General features: G+C 69.1%; 14 protein-coding genes. 11 read left to right on the forward strand and 3 right to left on the reverse strand.

All coding sequences use genetic code 11. From position 1 onward, the window contains the following. The first annotated feature begins 49 nt into the window (after positions 1–49). Positions 50–2,257, forward strand: a complete 2,208-nt coding sequence (locus ABLE93_RS16185; protein WP_348840876.1) for a transglycosylase domain-containing protein — start codon at positions 50–52, stop codon at positions 2,255–2,257. Between the two features lie 71 nt (positions 2,258–2,328). Continuing rightward, positions 2,329–2,979 (forward strand): ribosome biogenesis GTP-binding protein YihA/YsxC, encoded by a 651-nt coding sequence (yihA, locus tag ABLE93_RS16190; RefSeq protein ID WP_348840877.1) that lies wholly within the window; start codon positions 2,329–2,331, stop codon positions 2,977–2,979. 13 nt (positions 2,980–2,992) lie between these two features. On the opposite strand, the gene ABLE93_RS16195 is transcribed toward yihA, so the two are convergent. Continuing rightward, a complete protein-coding gene (locus ABLE93_RS16195) occupies positions 2,993–3,427 on the reverse strand; it encodes a VOC family protein (RefSeq protein WP_348840878.1) in 435 nt (144 codons plus the stop codon). Between the two features lie 11 nt (positions 3,428–3,438). Beyond that, a complete protein-coding gene (locus tag ABLE93_RS16200) occupies positions 3,439–4,428 on the reverse strand; it encodes a tyrosine recombinase XerC (protein WP_348840879.1) in 990 nt (329 codons plus the stop codon). 151 nt (positions 4,429–4,579) lie between these two features. Here ABLE93_RS16200 and ABLE93_RS16205 point away from each other — a divergent pair, with 151 nt between their 5' ends. The 9 genes from ABLE93_RS16205 (at position 4,580) to ABLE93_RS16245 (ending at position 13,608) form a co-directional block, all read left to right on the forward strand. Next, the gene (locus ABLE93_RS16205; protein ID WP_510183041.1) at positions 4,580–5,260 is read left to right on the forward strand and encodes a PadR family transcriptional regulator; all 681 of its coding nucleotides are present in this window, start codon (positions 4,580–4,582) and stop codon (positions 5,258–5,260) included. A gap of 139 nt (positions 5,261–5,399) precedes the next feature. After that, on the forward strand, positions 5,400–5,672 hold the full coding sequence (locus tag ABLE93_RS16210; RefSeq protein WP_348840880.1) for a helix-turn-helix domain-containing protein: 273 nt from the start codon (positions 5,400–5,402) through the stop codon (positions 5,670–5,672). 2 nt (positions 5,673–5,674) lie between these two features. Next, positions 5,675–7,720: a hydrogenase 4 subunit B gene (gene hyfB, locus ABLE93_RS16215; protein ID WP_348840882.1), complete on the forward strand. Its 2,046-nt coding sequence runs from the start codon at positions 5,675–5,677 to the stop codon at positions 7,718–7,720. Next, the gene (locus ABLE93_RS16220; RefSeq protein ID WP_348840883.1) at positions 7,711–8,694 is read left to right on the forward strand and encodes a respiratory chain complex I subunit 1 family protein; all 984 of its coding nucleotides are present in this window, start codon (positions 7,711–7,713) and stop codon (positions 8,692–8,694) included. The genes hyfB and ABLE93_RS16220 overlap by 10 nt, the downstream gene beginning before the upstream one ends. 3 nt (positions 8,695–8,697) lie before the next feature. After that, a complete protein-coding gene (locus tag ABLE93_RS16225; RefSeq protein ID WP_348840884.1) occupies positions 8,698–9,402 on the forward strand; it encodes a hydrogenase-4 component E in 705 nt (234 codons plus the stop codon). Between the two features lie 38 nt (positions 9,403–9,440). Continuing rightward, the gene (locus ABLE93_RS16230; protein ID WP_510183043.1) at positions 9,441–10,889 is read left to right on the forward strand and encodes a hydrogenase 4 subunit F; all 1,449 of its coding nucleotides are present in this window, start codon (positions 9,441–9,443) and stop codon (positions 10,887–10,889) included. Positions 10,890–10,898: 9 nt separating this feature from the next. Continuing rightward, a complete protein-coding gene (locus ABLE93_RS16235) occupies positions 10,899–12,416 on the forward strand; it encodes a hydrogenase large subunit (protein ID WP_348840885.1) in 1,518 nt (505 codons plus the stop codon). Positions 12,417–12,425: 9 nt separating this feature from the next. Then, the gene (locus ABLE93_RS16240) at positions 12,426–12,938 is read left to right on the forward strand and encodes an NADH-quinone oxidoreductase subunit B family protein (protein ID WP_348840886.1); all 513 of its coding nucleotides are present in this window, start codon (positions 12,426–12,428) and stop codon (positions 12,936–12,938) included. Between the two features lie 103 nt (positions 12,939–13,041). Continuing rightward, complete coding sequence (locus ABLE93_RS16245; protein WP_348840887.1) at positions 13,042–13,608, forward strand: T4SS efffector SepA family protein; 567 nt, start codon at positions 13,042–13,044, stop codon at positions 13,606–13,608. Positions 13,609–13,849: 241 nt separating this feature from the next. Here ABLE93_RS16245 and adh read toward each other — a convergent pair whose 3' ends face one another. Continuing rightward, a complete protein-coding gene (adh, locus tag ABLE93_RS16250; RefSeq protein WP_348840888.1) occupies positions 13,850–15,370 on the reverse strand; it encodes an aldehyde dehydrogenase in 1,521 nt (506 codons plus the stop codon). Between the last annotated feature and the right edge of the window lie 166 nt (positions 15,371–15,536).

Genomic DNA, 15,536 nt, shown 5'->3' on the forward strand with positions numbered 1-15,536 from the left:
ACGGATGACGGCACGGGGACGCGGGGAGGGCATGAGGCAGGAGCCGCGCATGGAACGGTCCGAGCAGATGTTCGACATCCGCCTCGACGCGCGCGACCGCTCGGCACCGCCGCCCCAGGACCCGCCGCGCGCAAGCCGGCGGCCGGCGGCCCGCACCAAAGGTGAGGCTTTCTCCGAACCCGCTCCCGAGCGCATGCGCGGCCGTTCCGGGCCACCCCGCGGCGGGCGTGGGGGTGGCGGCAAGCGGCGCGGCCTGGTGTTCCGGCTGGTCAAGTGGGGCCTGATTCTCGGTGTCTGGGCGGTGCTCGCTCTGGCGGGGGTGATCGCCTACGAGGCCTCCAAGCTGCCGCCCATGCAGACGCTGATGATTCCCAAGCGTCCGCCCACCGTCATCATCCAGGGCGCCGACGGCAAGGTGCTGGCGACGCGTGGCGACATGGGTGGCGTGGCGGTGCCCATCGGCGAACTGCCGCCCTATCTGCCGAAGGCCTTCGTCGCCATCGAGGACCAGCGCTTCTACAGCCATTTCGGCCTCGATCCGGAGGGCCTTGGGCGTGCCCTCGTCACCAATCTCACGTCCGGGCGCCTCCGGCAGGGTGGCTCGACGCTGACCCAGCAACTGGCCAAGAACCTGTTCCTGACCCTTGATCGCACCGCCTCGCGCAAGATGCAGGAGGTGGTGCTGGCCCTGTGGCTGGAGCACAAGTTCACCAAGGACCAGATCCTCGACCTCTACCTGAACCGCGTCTATTTCGGTGCCGGCGCCTATGGGGTGGAGGCCGCCGCCCAGCGCTATTTCGGCAAGTCCGCCCGGCAGGTGACGCTGGCCGAGGCGGCCATGCTGGCCGGCCTCGTCAATTCGCCCTCGCGCCTTGCGCCGACGCGCAACCTCAAGGGCGCGCAGGCCCGCGCCGCCCTCGTGCTCGCCTCCATGCGCGACCAGCGCATGATCTCGCCGGACATGGCTTCGGCGGCGCTCGCCCGCCCGGCCCAGCTCGCCCGCGCCGGCATGCCGGATTCCTCGGGCTATGTGGCCGACTGGGTCATGGACCAGCTGGATTCCTTTATCGGCGAGCTGCCCGGCGACGTCTCCGTGCGCACCACGGTGGAGCCGGCCCTCCAGCAGGCGGCGGAGCGATCGCTGGAGGACACGCTGGCGAAATCCGGCGCCAAATATGGCGTGGGGCAGGGGGCCATGGTGGTGCTCGACCCCGATGGCGCGGTGAAGGCGCTCATCGGCGGACGCTCCTATGCGGACAGCCAGTACAATCGCGCCATCACCGCCCGGCGCCAGCCGGGGTCGGCGTTCAAGCCCTTCATCTATCTCACGGCGCTGGAGCACGGCCTGACCCCCGAGAGCGTGCGCGAGGACGCCCCCGTGCAGCTGAAGGGCTGGCGGCCGGAGAATTCCACCCACGACTATCGTGGTCCGGTAAGCCTCACCACCGCGCTCGCGCTCTCGCTCAACACCGTTTCGGTGCGCCTCGCGCTGGAGTTCGGCCCCAAGGCGGTGGTGGCGACCGCACACCGCATGGGCATCGCCTCGCCGCTCGATCCCAACCCCTCCATCGCGCTCGGAACCTCCGAGGTCTCGGTGCTGGAACTGGCGGGCGCCTATACGCCCTTCGCCAACGGCGGCGTCGGTGTGATGCCGCACGTGATCGAGAGCGTGAAGGGTGCGGACGGCAAGTCGCTGTACGAGCGCAACGTCACCGGCATGGGACGCGTGGTGGCGCCGGAATACGTCGCCATGATGAACCGGATGCTGACCGAGACGCTGGCCACCGGCACCGCCCGCCGCGCGGACCTGCCGGGCTGGGAAGCCGCCGGCAAGACCGGCACCTCGCAGGATTATCGCGACGCCTGGTTCGTCGGCTACACCGCCCGCTACGTGACCGCAGTGTGGCTCGGCAACGACGATTCCTCCCCCACCAAGAAGGCGTCCGGCGCCAACCTGCCGGTGGAGATCTGGAGCCGTTTCATGAAGGCGGCGCACCAGGGTGTCCCGGTGGCGGAGCTGCCCGGCGGGCTGCGTTCCTACGGCTTCGGCGGAGCCGGTTACGGTGCTCCGGGCGGCATGCTCCCGCAAGGCGGATACGGCGGCCAGGGCGGCCCCTATGCGCCTCCCTCCGACCTGCCCGACGATCGGCCGCCGGCCGTGGTGGGCCAGATGCCGGCCCGTCCGCCCCAGCAGGACGCCCCCATGACGCTGGACCGCTGGTTCGCCGAGACCTTCCTCGGCGCCGGACGACGCTGATTCGAGGGCTGCTCCTTGTCGGGCGACCCGCCCGCCTTGCGCCGGCCGCCCGGCTCTAGGATAAGGCGTCGATGACCGACACCGCCCCCGCCGAAGATCCCTTCCTCGAAACCGGCCGCCTGCTGTTCGCCGGCGAATGGCAGTTCGTCACCGCCGCGCCCACCGTCGAGGTGCTGCCCCCCATGCAGGGGCTGGAGATCGCTCTGGCCGGCCGGTCCAATGTGGGCAAGTCGTCCCTCGTCAACGCGCTCACCGGGCGCAAGGCGCTGGCGCGCACCTCGGTGACCCCCGGCCGCACGCAGGAGCTGATCTTTTTCCGAGTGGGGCCCGAGCTGTCGCTCGTGGACATGCCGGGATACGGCTTCGCCAAGGCGCCAAAAGAGAAGGTGGATGCCTGGACGCGCACCATCAAGGCCTATCTGCGCGGGCGGGTGAACCTCGCGCGGGTGTTCGTGCTCATCGATTCCCGCCACGGCATCAAGCCGGTGGACGAGGAGATCCTCGACCTCCTCGACAAGGCGGCGGTGTCCTACGCCATCATCCTCACCAAGACCGACCAGGTGAAACCCAGCGCGTTGCCCGGCGTGATCGCCGCTGTGGAGGACAAGATCCGCCGCCGGCCCGCCGCCTATCCGCAGGCCTATCCCACCTCCAGCAACACCGGCGCCGGCTTTCCCGAGCTGCGTGCGGCGGTGGCCCGGCTCCTCGCCGAGCAGGGCTGACCGGCGCCCGCCTCTAGATGTAGGTGACGGCCTCGATGCGCCAGCCGTCGGGATCCATCAGGAAGGCGGCGTAATAGCCGGGGCCGTACTGCGGCCGCAGCCCCGGTGCGCCGTAGTCGGAGCCGCCGGCGATAAGTCCCGCCGCATGGAAGGCTTCCACCGCTGCCGTGTCGGCGGCGCAGAAGGCGATGTGGGTGCCGGGGGGCGGGTTCACCGGGCCGTCGCGCAGCTGGACCCAGAACGGCGCCGTGCCGATGGCGCCTTCGGGAGCGGGCAGAGTGCCGGGCGGGCCCCAGCAGGCGGAGGCCCCCTCCGGCTCCTCATGGTCGGCCACGCGGACGAGGCCCAGGGGCGCGAGAACGGCATCGTAGAAGCGTACGGCACGGGCAAAGTCCACCGTTGTGACGGACAGATGCTCGATGACGGGGCGGACGGGCGTGAAGGACATGTCATCACCTTTCAGCGGCGCGCGCTGGCGCGGGGATGGGCGGCGCGCCAGGCGCTCATGAGGGCGGCTGCATCCACCTGAGTATAGATCTGGGTGGTGGACAGGGAGGCATGGCCCAGAAGCTCCTGGATCGCCCTGAGATCCCCGCCCCGCGACAGGAGATGGGTGGCGAAGGAATGGCGCAAGGCGTGCGGCGTCGCCGTGTCGGCGAGGCCGAGGGCGCCGCGCATGCGCGCCACTGCCAACTGGACGATGCGCGGCGAGAGCGGGCCGCCCTTCGCTCCGCGGAACAGGGGCGCGTCCGGCGCCGGGCTGAACGGGCAGAGCTCGCGATACGCCGTCACGGCCGCCGCGACAGGGGCGATCAGCGGCACCATCCGGGTCTTCTGCCCCTTGCCCGTGACGGTGAGCTGGTTCGCGCCCGGCGGAAAATCGCGCGGGGTGAGGCCGAGGGCCTCCGAGATGCGCAGGCCCGCGCCATAGAGCAAGGCGATCACCGCCGCGTCCCGCGCCAGCACCCAGGGCTCGCGCGCCTCGCCGGCACGGGTCGCGGGGTCGGCGAGGGCGCGGGCGGCCTCCACCGACACCGGCTTCGGCAGGCTGTGGGGCACCTTGGGGGCGCGCACGGCGGTAAGCGCGCCGACCTTGCCCTGGCCCTCGCGCTCCAGATGGCGGGCGAAGGAGCGTGCGGCCGCCAGCAGCCGCACCACCGTGCGCGGAGCCACTCCGTCGGCCCGGCGGGCAGCCAGCACCGCGCGCACGTCGGCGGGAGCGAGCCCGGCGAGATCGGCAAGGGTCGGTCGCTGGCCCAGGTGCTCGGTCAGGCGCAGCAGCACCATGGAGAGGTCGCGGGCATATGCCTCGCGCGTCTTGGCCGATAGCCGGCGCTCGTGGCCGAGCCGCGCCAGCCAGGCCGCGGCCGCGGCGGCCACGTCGGGCGCTGCGGCCGACAGCAGGCCGTGGGCGGCGCGGGCCGCCTTGTCCGCATCTGTCATGGCCATCGCGGGTCCCCGTGCTGATCCCAAAGCATGCTGCAGGCGCCTCCTTCAAGAAAGGTTGAACACGGCCGACAGAAGCGACTTGTCTTTTCGATATATCTAACGATATAACCGTCGTCGTTGTATCTAATGACATATCTTAGGAGACGAACAGATGTTCGGATGCAGGCGTGACTTTGAGGGTCACTCCCACCGCGGCCGGCACGGGGGCGACCACGATTTCCGCGGCCGTCATGACGGCGAGTTCGAGTTCAATGGCCGCGGGCGCGGCGAGATGGGTCCGCACCGGGGCGGCGGCTTCGGCCGTGGCGGGCGCGGCGGGGGCGATATGTTTCGCATCGGCCGCATGCTGGCGCAGGGCGACCTGAAGCTTCTGGCGCTGTCGCTCATCGCCGAGCAGCCGCGGCACGGCTACGAGATCATCAAGCTGATCGAAGACAAGACCGCCGGCTGGTACTCGCCGAGCCCCGGCGTGGTCTATCCCACCCTCACCTTCCTGGAGGAGGCGGGCTATGTGACGGCCGAGACGGAGGGCGCGAAGAAGCGGTACGCCATCACCGAGGAAGGCCGCGCCTACCTTGCCGAGAACCGCGATTTTGCCGACGCCATCATCGGTCGCCTGTCGGAGATCGGCCTGAAGATGGGCCGCGTGCGGAAGTGGATGGGCTGGAGCGAGAACGGCCCGAGCCAGGGCGCCGAGTTGCCCCGCCTCGTGGAAGCCGCGCTGGAGAACCTGCGGGATGTCGCCCGCGAGAAGCTGGAGCAGAACCGCGGGGCCGAGACGCGAATCGTCGAGATCCTCGCCCGGGTCGCCAACGACATCCGTGAAGTGTGAGCGCGAACCGGAGCGCGGGGCGGCACCGCGTCGCGCTCCGTGCATGCGTGATGTTTAAAGCATCATAAGTAAAGCTTGAACATGGAATAACGCAGGCGTAAACAGGAGAAATCAACCTCCACGCCTCGGTCCAGCTGCCGTGATCACCGCTGCCCAGCTCCGTGCCGCCCGCGCGCTCCTCGGCCTCGACCAGCGCGCGCTCGCCGGCCTGTGCGGCTTGTCGCTGCCGACCATCCAGCGGATGGAAGCAAGCGATGGGGTGATCCGTGGCAATGTGGATTCACTGATGAAGCTCGTCGGCGCGCTAGAAGGCGCCGGCGTCGAGTTGATCGGCGAAGGCGCGAGCAGCGAGAGTGGGGGACGCGGCGTGCGCCTCAAGGTGCCGCCGCGCGGACCCACCGCCGGGGCATAGGCATGGTCCCCTCCGCGCTGCCGCCCGAACTCGCCGCGACGCCCCAGATGCTGGGCGCGGTGGCGGCGGTGGCCGCGCTTCTTGTTCTCTCTGCGGCGGGCATTATCTTCGCGCGCCGGCCGTCAGGCCGCGCCGTCGTCTATGGCGGCTCGCTCGGGGTTACGCTCCTCGCCGGCCTCTCGGCGGCGACGGCGTTCGGTGGTCCCGCCGGCGCGCTTGTGCTCCCCCTCGGCCTGCCGTGGAGCGGCGCCCATCTGCGGCTCGATTCCCTCTCCGCGGTCTTCCTCCTGCTGGTCAATCTCGGCGCCGCGGCAGCCAGCCTCTATGGTCTCGGCTACGGCCGGCACGACCCCGCGCCCGGCCGGGTGCTGCCCTTCTTCCCCGCTTTCATCGCCGGCATGAGTCTCGTGCCGCTGGCCGATGACGCCTACAGCTTCCTCCTGGCGTGGGAATTTATGTCGCTCGCCTCCTGGGCGCTGGTGGTGTCGCACGACGCGGAGCCCGGCAACGTGCGGGCTGGCCTCGTCTATCTGGTGATGGCGGCGTTCGGCACGCTGGCGCTGATGCTCGCCTTCGGGCTGCTGGCGGAGCACGGCACGGGTGGCTTCACCTTCGATGCCCTGCGCGCCGGCGGGCCCGGCGGCTGGGCCGGCGCCGTCGTGCTCACCCTAGCGCTCGTCGGCGCGGGATCGAAGGCCGGTCTCGTGCCGCTCCACGTCTGGCTGCCGCTGGCCCATCCGGCAGCGCCGAGCCACGTCTCCGCGTTGATGAGCGGCGTGATGACCAAGGTCGCCGTCTACGGCTTCATCCGCATCGTCTTCGACCTTGCCGGGCCGCCGGCCTGGTGGTGGGGCATTCCGGTTCTCGCCGCCGGCGGCACCGCCGCGGTGGTGGGGGTGCTCCAGGCGCTGCTCCAGGGCGACACCAAGCGGGTGCTCGCCTTCAGCACCATCGAGAACATCGGCCTCGTCTTCGTCGGCCTCGGCCTCGCCCTCGCCTTCCGGGGCAACGGCTTTGCCGCCGCCGCGTCCCTCGCCTTCACCGCGGCGCTGTTCCACGCGCTCAACCATGCGGCCATGAAGAGCCTGCTGTTCTTCGGCGCGGGCGCGGTGCTCACCGCCACCGGCACGCGGCAGATGGATCGCCTCGGCGGCCTCATCCACCGCATGCCGGCAACCGCCGCCCTCATGCTGGTGGGCTGCGCCGCCATCTCCGCCTTGCCACCGCTGAACGGCTTCGCGTCCGAATGGCTGATCTTCCAGGCCATCCTGCTGAGCCCGGAGCTCCCCGCCTGGGGCCTGAAGCTGCTGGTGCCGGCGGTGGGGGCGCTGATGGCGCTGGCGGCGGCGCTGGCGGCTGCCTGTTTCGTCCGGCTTTACGGCATCGTGTTCCTCGGCCGCCCCCGCAGCGACGCCGCGGCTGGAGCCCGGGAAGTGGACGGCTTTTCGCGCGCCGCCATGGTCGCGCTCGCCCTCGCCTGCGGGTTCGCGGGGCTCTTCCCGGGCTTCGTCATCGACGCGCTCCAGCCGGCGGTTGGCGCCGTGATGGGCGAGCGCATGCCGCCGCAGGGGTCGGTGGCGTGGCTCTCCATCATCCCGGTTGCGGAGAGCCGTTCGTCCTACAACGGGCTTCTCGTCTGCGTCTTCATCGCCGTCTCGGCGCTCGCTGCTGCAGCCGCCATCCACCGCTTCGCCACGCGCGCCGTGCGCCGCGCTCCGCCGTGGGACTGCGGCTTTCCCGATGCCGATCCGGTGACGCAATATTCCGCCGGTTCCTTCGCCCAGCCTATCCGCCGGGTGTTCGCCCGCTCCCTCTTCGCCGCCCGTGAACGCGTGGAGATGCCGCCGCCCGGATCCCTCGCGCCGGCGCGGCTCACCCTTTCCGCCCGTGACCCGGCGTGGACGTTCCTCTATCTGCCGCTCGCCGCGGCGGTGGATGCGGTGGCCGGGCGCGCCAACGCGCTCCAGTTCCTCACCATCCGCCAGTATCTGGCGCTGGTGTTCGGCGCGCTGGTGTTGCTGCTTCTGGTGCTCGCGCTATGGAGCTGATGGCGCAGATCCTCGTCCAGGGCACCCAGATGCTTCTGGTGCTGGCCCTGGCGCCGCTCCTCACCGGCCTCGTGAGGAAGGTGAAGGCACGGCTCACGCGCCGGCGCGGCGCCTCGCTGTTCCAGCCCTATCGGGACCTCGCCCGGCTTCTCCACAAGGAGGCGGTGCTGGCGCACAACGCCTCCTGGCTGTTCCGCGCCGTACCCTATCTGGTCTTCGCCGCGACCTGGGTGGCGGCGGCGCTGGTGCCGACGTTCGCAACCGGGCTCATCTTCTCCTGGACGGCGGACCTCATCGCCATCACCGCTCTCCTCGGGGCGGCCCGCTTCTTCCTGGCGCTGGCCGGCATGGACGTGGGCACGAGCTTCGGCGGCATCGGCTCGAGCCGCGAGGTGATGATCTCCTCCCTCGCCGAGCCGGCGATGATCATGATCGTCTTCTCCCTCGCCCTCGTCGCCCATTCCACCCAGCTCTCCACCATCGCAGGGGTGATGCTGGCGGGCGTGGGGGTACGGGTCTCCCTTGCGCTCGCCCTCATCGCCCTGCTCCTGGTGGCGGTGGCCGAGAACGGGCGCATCCCGGTGGACAATCCCGCCACCCATCTTGAATTGACCATGGTGCACGAGGCCATGGTGCTGGAATATTCCGGCCGTCACCTCGCCCTCATCGAGCTCGCCGGCCAGCTCAAGCTGCTGCTGTTCCTGTCCCTCGTCGCCTGCGTGTTCGTGCCGTGGGGCCTAGCGCCGGCCGGGCCGGGCTTCGCGCCCGGCGACTTTGCCCTTGCGCCTTTGGGCGCCTTCGCGCTCGGCATGGCGAGCTATGCCGGCAAGCTCGCGGCGGGCGCGGTACTGCTCGCCGTGTTCGAGACCTCCATCGCCAAGATGCGGGTGTTCCGCGTGCCCGACTTCCTCGGCGCCGCCCTCATGCTGGGGCTGCTCGGGACGCTCCTGCTGTTCGTGTCGGGGATCCTCTGAGCCATGCCCAACGCGATCTCCCCCACCCTCGTCGACACCGCGCTCTCCGCCAGCCTCGTGTTCGACGTGGCGCACATGTTCGCCGGCGGCCTCGTGCTCATCAGCTTCCTGATGCTCTACCAGGACCGGCTCTACGCCCTCATCACCGTCTTCGCCTTGCAGGCGGTGGTGCTGGCCTTCTCGGTGGCCTGGCAAGCCTTCGCGCAGGATGCGGCGCATCTCTACGTCACCGCCGCCATCGCGCTGGCGTTCAAGGCGGTGGTGATCCCGCTGGCGCTGCGCCGGATGGTGGCGCGCCTCGGCATCCATCGTCAGGTGGAGACAGTGGTCTCGGTGGGGCCCACCATGCTCGCCGGCATCGCCCTCGTCGCGCTGTCGCTGGTGGTGATGCTGAAGGCCACCGCAACCGCCGGCGCCCTGGCGCGGGAGGATCTCGCCTTCGCCCTCTCGGTGGTGCTGCTCGGCCTGCTGATGATGGTGACGCGGCGCAATGCGGTGAGCCAGGTGGTGGGCTTCATGTCGCTGGAGAACGGCCTCATCCTCGCGGCCACCGGCGCCAAGGGCATGCCGCTGGTGGTGGAGATTTCCGTCGCCTTCTCCGTGCTGATCGCCCTCATCGTCATCGGCATCTTCCTGTTCCGCATCCGCGAGCGCTTCGACACCGTGGACGTGGACGCCCTCGACCGCTTCCGGGGAGGGCGCTGGTGAGCCTGCACCTGGCAAGCCTGCACCTGGCAAGCCTGCACCTGGCAAGCCTCCTGCCGCACCCCGCCGTCTGGCTCATCGCCATCCCCGCCGTGGCGGCTCTGGCGCTGGGGCTGGTCGCCTCATACCGGGTGGCGGCGGCGCTGAACGTTGCGGCCTGCGGCCTCGCCTTCTGCGCCGCGCTGGCGCTGCTCTTCGCGCCGCGCGTGGCGGGGCCGTTCCTCATCGTCGACGACCTCAACATCGTCTTCGTGGTGCTGAACAGCTTCGTGGCCTTCACCACCGCATGGTACAGCGCGGGCTATATCGCCCACGAGCTGGAGACCGGCCGGCTCACACCCCTCAACCTGCGCTTCTACCACGCCATGTATCAGGTGCTGCTCGGCGCCATGACGCTGGCGCTGCTCTCCAACAATCTCGGGGTGATGTGGGTGGCCATCGAGGTGGCGACGCTCACCACCGTGCTCATGGTCGGCCTCTACCGCACCGAGGCGGCCATCGAGGCCGCTTGGAAATACTTCATGCTCGGCTCGGTGGGCATCGCCCTCGCGCTGTTCGGCACGATCCTCGTCTACATGGTGGCGCAGCCGGTGGTGGGGGAGGGCGCCGACGGGATGATCTGGAGCGTGCTGATGGCGCACGCCCGCGATTTCGATCCGGTGCTGCTCAACGTCGCTTTCGTCTTCCTGCTGCTTGGCTACGGCACCAAGGTTGGCCTCGCGCCGCTGCACGCATGGCTGCCCGATGCCCATTCCGAGGGGCCGACGCCGGTGTCGGCGGTGCTCTCGGGCCTCCTGCTCAACGTGGCGCTCTATGCCGTGCTGCGCTTCAAGCTGCTGATGGCGGCTCATCCCGGCACCGTGGCGCCGGGACCGCTGATGATGGCCATGGGCCTCGGCTCGCTGCTGCTCGGTGGCCTGATGCTGTACCGGCGGCGGGACATCAAGCGCCTGTTCGCCTATTCCTCCATCGAGCACATGGGGCTGATCGCCTTCGCCTTCGGGCTCGGCGGGCCGCTCGCCAATTTCGCCGCTCTGCTTCACATGACCATGCACAGCCTGACCAAATCGGCGATCTTCTTCGCCGTGGGCCAGGCGTGCCAGGTGAAGGGCACGCAGAAGCTTGCCGACATCCGCGGCCTCACCACCTCGCATCCACTTTTGGGCTGGAGTCTCGTGGCGGCGGTGATGGCCATCGCCGGCCTGCCACCGTCGGGGGTGTTCATGAGCGAATTCCTCATCGTCACCTCGGCCTTCGCCGACATGCCCCTGCTGGCGCTGCCGCTGGTGCTGGGACTGCTCCTCGCCTTCGGCGCGCTGATGGTGAAGCTCTCCGGCTTCGCCTTCGGACCGCCCAGCCCGGGCACAGCGCCGGTGAAGGCGGGCTACCTGCCTCTCGGCCTCCACCTCGCTTTGGTCTTCACCGCCGGGCTTTATCTGCCGCCGCAGCTGGTGGCCTGGTTCCGCCACGTCGCCGCGGTGATGGGCTAGGAGGAGCGCATGGATGCATTCGCCGCGCTCTTCGCCGATGGCCGCAACGGCCCATGCCGTCCGTGGCCGCGTGCGGTGGTGAGCTTGGATGCGTGGCACGCCCTCGCCCTCGATCTGGCGGCTGGACGCCTCACGCTCTCGGCCCTGTGGGGCGACAGGGACGACGCCGGGCTGACGGTACATATGGCACTTCTCGACGAGGCCGCCGGGCGCGTCGCCATCGCCACCTGCCGGTGTCCGGACGGCGCCTTCCCTTCGGTGGCGCTGCGCCATCCGCCTGCGGCACGGCTGGAGCGCACCGCCTGCGATCTCTTCGGGCTCCGGGCGGAGGGCGCGCCAGACGCGCGCGCCTGGCTCGACCATAACCGCTGGGGCGTGCGCCACCCCCTCGGCGAAGGACGTGAAGCCGAGGCCGATGGGGCCGTCTATCCGCTGCTGCCGGCGGAAGGGGAGGGGCTGCACCAGATCCCCGTCGGCCCGGTGCATGCGGGCATCATCGAGCCGGGGCATTTCCGCTTCTCCGCCTATGGCGAGACGGTGGTGCGTCTGGAAGCGCGGCTCGGTTACGTCCACAAGGGGCTCGAAAGCCTGATGGCGGGCCGCGCACCGGCGGATGCCGCGCGCATCGCCGGCCGCCACTCCGGCGACAGCACGGTCGCCTATGCCCTCGCCTTCTGCCGCGCGGTGGAGGCGGCGCAGAGCCTTGCGGTGCCCGAGCGCGCCCATGCGATCCGCGCCGTGATGGCGGAGCTGGAGCGCCTCGCCAACCATCTCGGCGATATCGGCGCCATCTGCAATGATGCTGCCTTCGCCCTCATGCTCGCCCATTGCGGCGTGCTGCGCGAAGCGGTGCTGCGCACCGGCGCGCGGGCTTTCGGCCACCGGCTGATGATGGACCAGATCATCCCCGGCGGCGTCGCGCGGGATCTCTCGCCGGAGGCGGCAGGTGCCATCCGCGCGCTGGTGGCGCAGGCGCGTCGCGCCTTTCCGCCGCTGGTGAAGCTCTATGACGACACCGCATCCTTGCAGGATCGGACCGTGGGCACCGGCGTCACCAAGGGCGACTATGTGCGCGCCTTTGGCGCCGGAGGCTACGTCGGCCGCGCGTCCGGCCGCGGCTTCGACGCGCGCCGGGCCCTGCCTTATGCGCCTTACGATCATCTGCCCTTCGAGGTGCCGGTTCGGCGGGAGGGGGATGTGGATGCGCGCATCCGCGTGCGGGTGGCCGAGGTGGAGGAGAGCCTCGGCCTCATCGTCCGCCTCCTCGACACGCTGCCCAAGGGCGACACGCTGGTGCCGGTTCCGCCCGGCGGCGGGGAGGGTGTGGCGCTGGTGGAGAGCTTCCGCGGCGACGTCTTCGCCTTCGTGGCACTGGAGGGCGACGGGCGGGTGCGACGGGCGCACCTGCGCGATCCCTCCTGGTTCCAGTGGCCGCTGCTGGAGACCGCCATCGAGGGCAACATCGTCGCCGACTTCCCCCTCTGCAACAAATCCTTCAACTGCTCCTATTCGGGCGTGGACTTATAGGGGCCGACGATGCGCAAGCTCCTGCTCCAGGGCCTCCTCAAGGCCCCCCTCACCGAGGCCGCCCCGGACGACGCGGCGGTGGAGGCCCTTGCGCGCGAGCTCGACGCCGCCGCCCGCGCCCGGCTCGGCCGCAGCCTCTCCATCCGCGAGGTGGATGCGGGGTCCTGCAACGGCTGCGAACTGGAAATCCACGCGCTGGGCAATGCCTTCTACGATCTCGACCGCTTCGGCATCCGCTTCGTCGCCTCGCCCCGCCATGCGGACGTGCTGCTAGTGACCGGCCCGGTGGCGAAGAACATGGCCGAGGCACTGAAGCGCACCTATGACGCCACCCCCTCCCCGAAATGGGTGGTGGCGGCCGGCGACTGCGCCATCAATGGCGGCGTCTTCGCGGGTAGCTATGCGGTGACGGACGGCGCCGGAGCCGTCATCCCGGTGGACCTCAGGATTCCCGGCTGCCCGCCGACGCCGGTGGACCTGCTGACCGGGCTGCTGGCGCTGCTGAAGGCGGGGAAGGGGTGAGCGAGGGCTCAGCATATCGACAGGCGCTTTCATGTTACATATCCTCTAGACGATGGAGGGAGAATATGTAACATATCCCCATCGCAAGTTAGGGGATCGGCTCATGATGCCCGTGATCAGGATCAACGACGCTACTTTTTCCGACCTAAGCACTCTCAAGACATGGTTCGGTACCAAGACTCCCAGCGAGACCATTGATCGCCTCGTGCGCGAAATGATGGAGCACCTCGGCATGGAGCAGGAGCGAGGATCGGCCGCAGAGCCAACGACATCGACCGATGCTCCACCCCAACTCAACAGCACGCCGGGGCTTACTTTCACGAAGCCATTAGCGGCATCCATTAATGGCAACGAACTTCATCGACCGACATGGTCTTCGATCCTAATTACAATTATTTCGCAAGTAAAAAAGAAAGGGATTGATGGCGAAAGACTGGTCCAAGAACTGAGGATTCCGGCTAAGGCGCAGCCATACGACAAGGAGGGATTTAAGTTTCTGCCCGAGCTCGGCATCTCCGTGCAGGGTCAGGCGGCTCCTGAATGTTGGAAAGAAGTAGATCGCCTTGCTAAGAAATGGCGAATCCCCGTCTCTGTCGAGTTTCAGTGGCGCGACAACCCAAAAGCGCAACATCCTGGTCGGCGCGGCGTGCTGCACTCCGGCAAGGAGTAACATTTCTGATCAAAAGTGGGGCGCCAAGTGCCGCCCCCAGCCACCGACGCCGCAGACCCGGGGGAAACGGGTCTGCGGTCGTAGCGCATGGCTGTCGGCCCTCCGTTTTTATTGGTCGTTCACGCGTCAAGAAAAGCCGGGGATGGCCGCCTTGGACGGCTGCCGCGCGGGCCGACGGAGCGATGCCGCGCGCGGGTGGCCGCGGCCACCCCCGGAGGAGCCCCCGGGAGGGGGTTCGCGCTCAGAAGAAGCCGAGCTTCTTCGGCGAGTAGCTCACCAGCAAATTCTTGGTCTGCTGATAGTGGTCGAGCATCATCTTGTGGGTCTCGCGGCCGATGCCGGACTGCTTGTAGCCGCCGAAGGCCGCGTGGGCCGGGTAGGCGTGGTAGCAGTTGGTCCACACACGGCCCGCCTCGATCGAACGACCGACGCGATAGGCGCGCGAGCCGTCGCGGGTCCACACGCCGGCGCCGAGGCCGAAGAGCGTGTCGTTGGCGATGTGCAGCGCCTCTTCCTCGTCCTTGAAGGTGGTGACGGAGACCACCGGGCCGAAGATCTCTTCCTGGAAGATGCGCATGTTGTTCTTGCCGAGGAACACGGTGGGCTTCACGTAGAAGCCGTCCGCCAGCTCGCCGGTGAGCATGTTGCGCTCGCCGCCGGCGAGAACCTGCGCGCCTTCCGCGCGACCGATGTCGATGTAGGACAGGATCTTGTGCATCTGCTCGGAGGAGGCCTGCGCGCCGATCATGGTCGAGGGATCGAGCGGCGAGCCCTGCTTGATGGCGGCGACGCGGGCGAGCGCCTTCTCCATGAACTTGTCGAACATGCTCTCCTGCACCAGCGCGCGGCTCGGGCAGGTGCAGACTTCGCCCTGGTTGAGGGCGAACATGACGAAGCCTTCCACGGCCTTGTCGAGGAAGTCGTCGTCCTCGGCCGCCACGTCGGAGAAGAAGATGTTCGGCGACTTGCCGCCCAGTTCCAGCGTCACCGGAATGAGGTTCTGCGCGGCATAGCCCATGATGAGCCGGCCGGTGCCGGTCTCGCCGGTGAAGGCGATCTTGGAGATGCGCGGCGAGGAGGCGAGCGGCTTGCCGGCCTCCAGGCCGAAGCCGTTGACGATGTTGAGCACGCCGGGGGGCAGAAGGTCGGCGATGAGCTCGGCGAGCACGAGGATCGAGGCGGGGGTCTGCTCGGCGGGCTTCAGCACCACGCAATTGCCGGCGGCCAGCGCCGGGGCGAGCTTCCACGCGGCCATCAGGATGGGGAAGTTCCAAGGGATGATCTGGCCGACCACGCCGAGGGGCTCATGGTAGTGATAGGCGATGGTGTCGTGGTCGATCTCGCCCAGCGTGCCTTCCTGGGCACGGACGCAGGCGGCGAAATAGCGGAAATGGTCGATGGCGAGCGGAATATCCGCCAGGGTCGTCTCGCGGATCGGCTTGCCGTTGTCCCAGGTCTCGGCGCGGGCGAGGAGGTCGAGGTTCGCCTCCAGGCGGTCGGCGATCTTGAGAAGCACCAGCGCGCGGTCGGCGGCGGAGGCGCGGCCCCAGGCCTTCTTGGCGGCATGGGCGGCGTCGAGCGCGCGCTCGATGTCGTGCTCGTCGGAGCGGGGCACCTCGCAGATCACCTTGCCGGTGATCGGGGAGGTGTTCTCGAAATAGCGGCCGTTCACCGGCTCGACGAAGGTGCCGCCGATGAAGTTGCCGTAGCGGGGCTTGAAGGGGGACGCGTGCTGGCCGGCGAGAAATGCGGGTATGTTCATTATTCCCTCCCGTTGGTAGTGCGGCGAGGTTTGCAGCGGGCGTGCCAGATTTCCCAGGAGGCGGCAGCCGCTTTATTTGCACTGCGGGAAGTTATTGCGGAGGCTTGATATTACTGTCAGCCTCTGGCGGTTTTGATCCAGTCGGCTTTACGGGCGGCGAATAGTC

It is taken from the genome of Xanthobacter pollutisoli (assembly GCF_040044995.1).
Classification (GTDB): Bacteria; Pseudomonadota; Alphaproteobacteria; order Rhizobiales; family Xanthobacteraceae; genus Xanthobacter.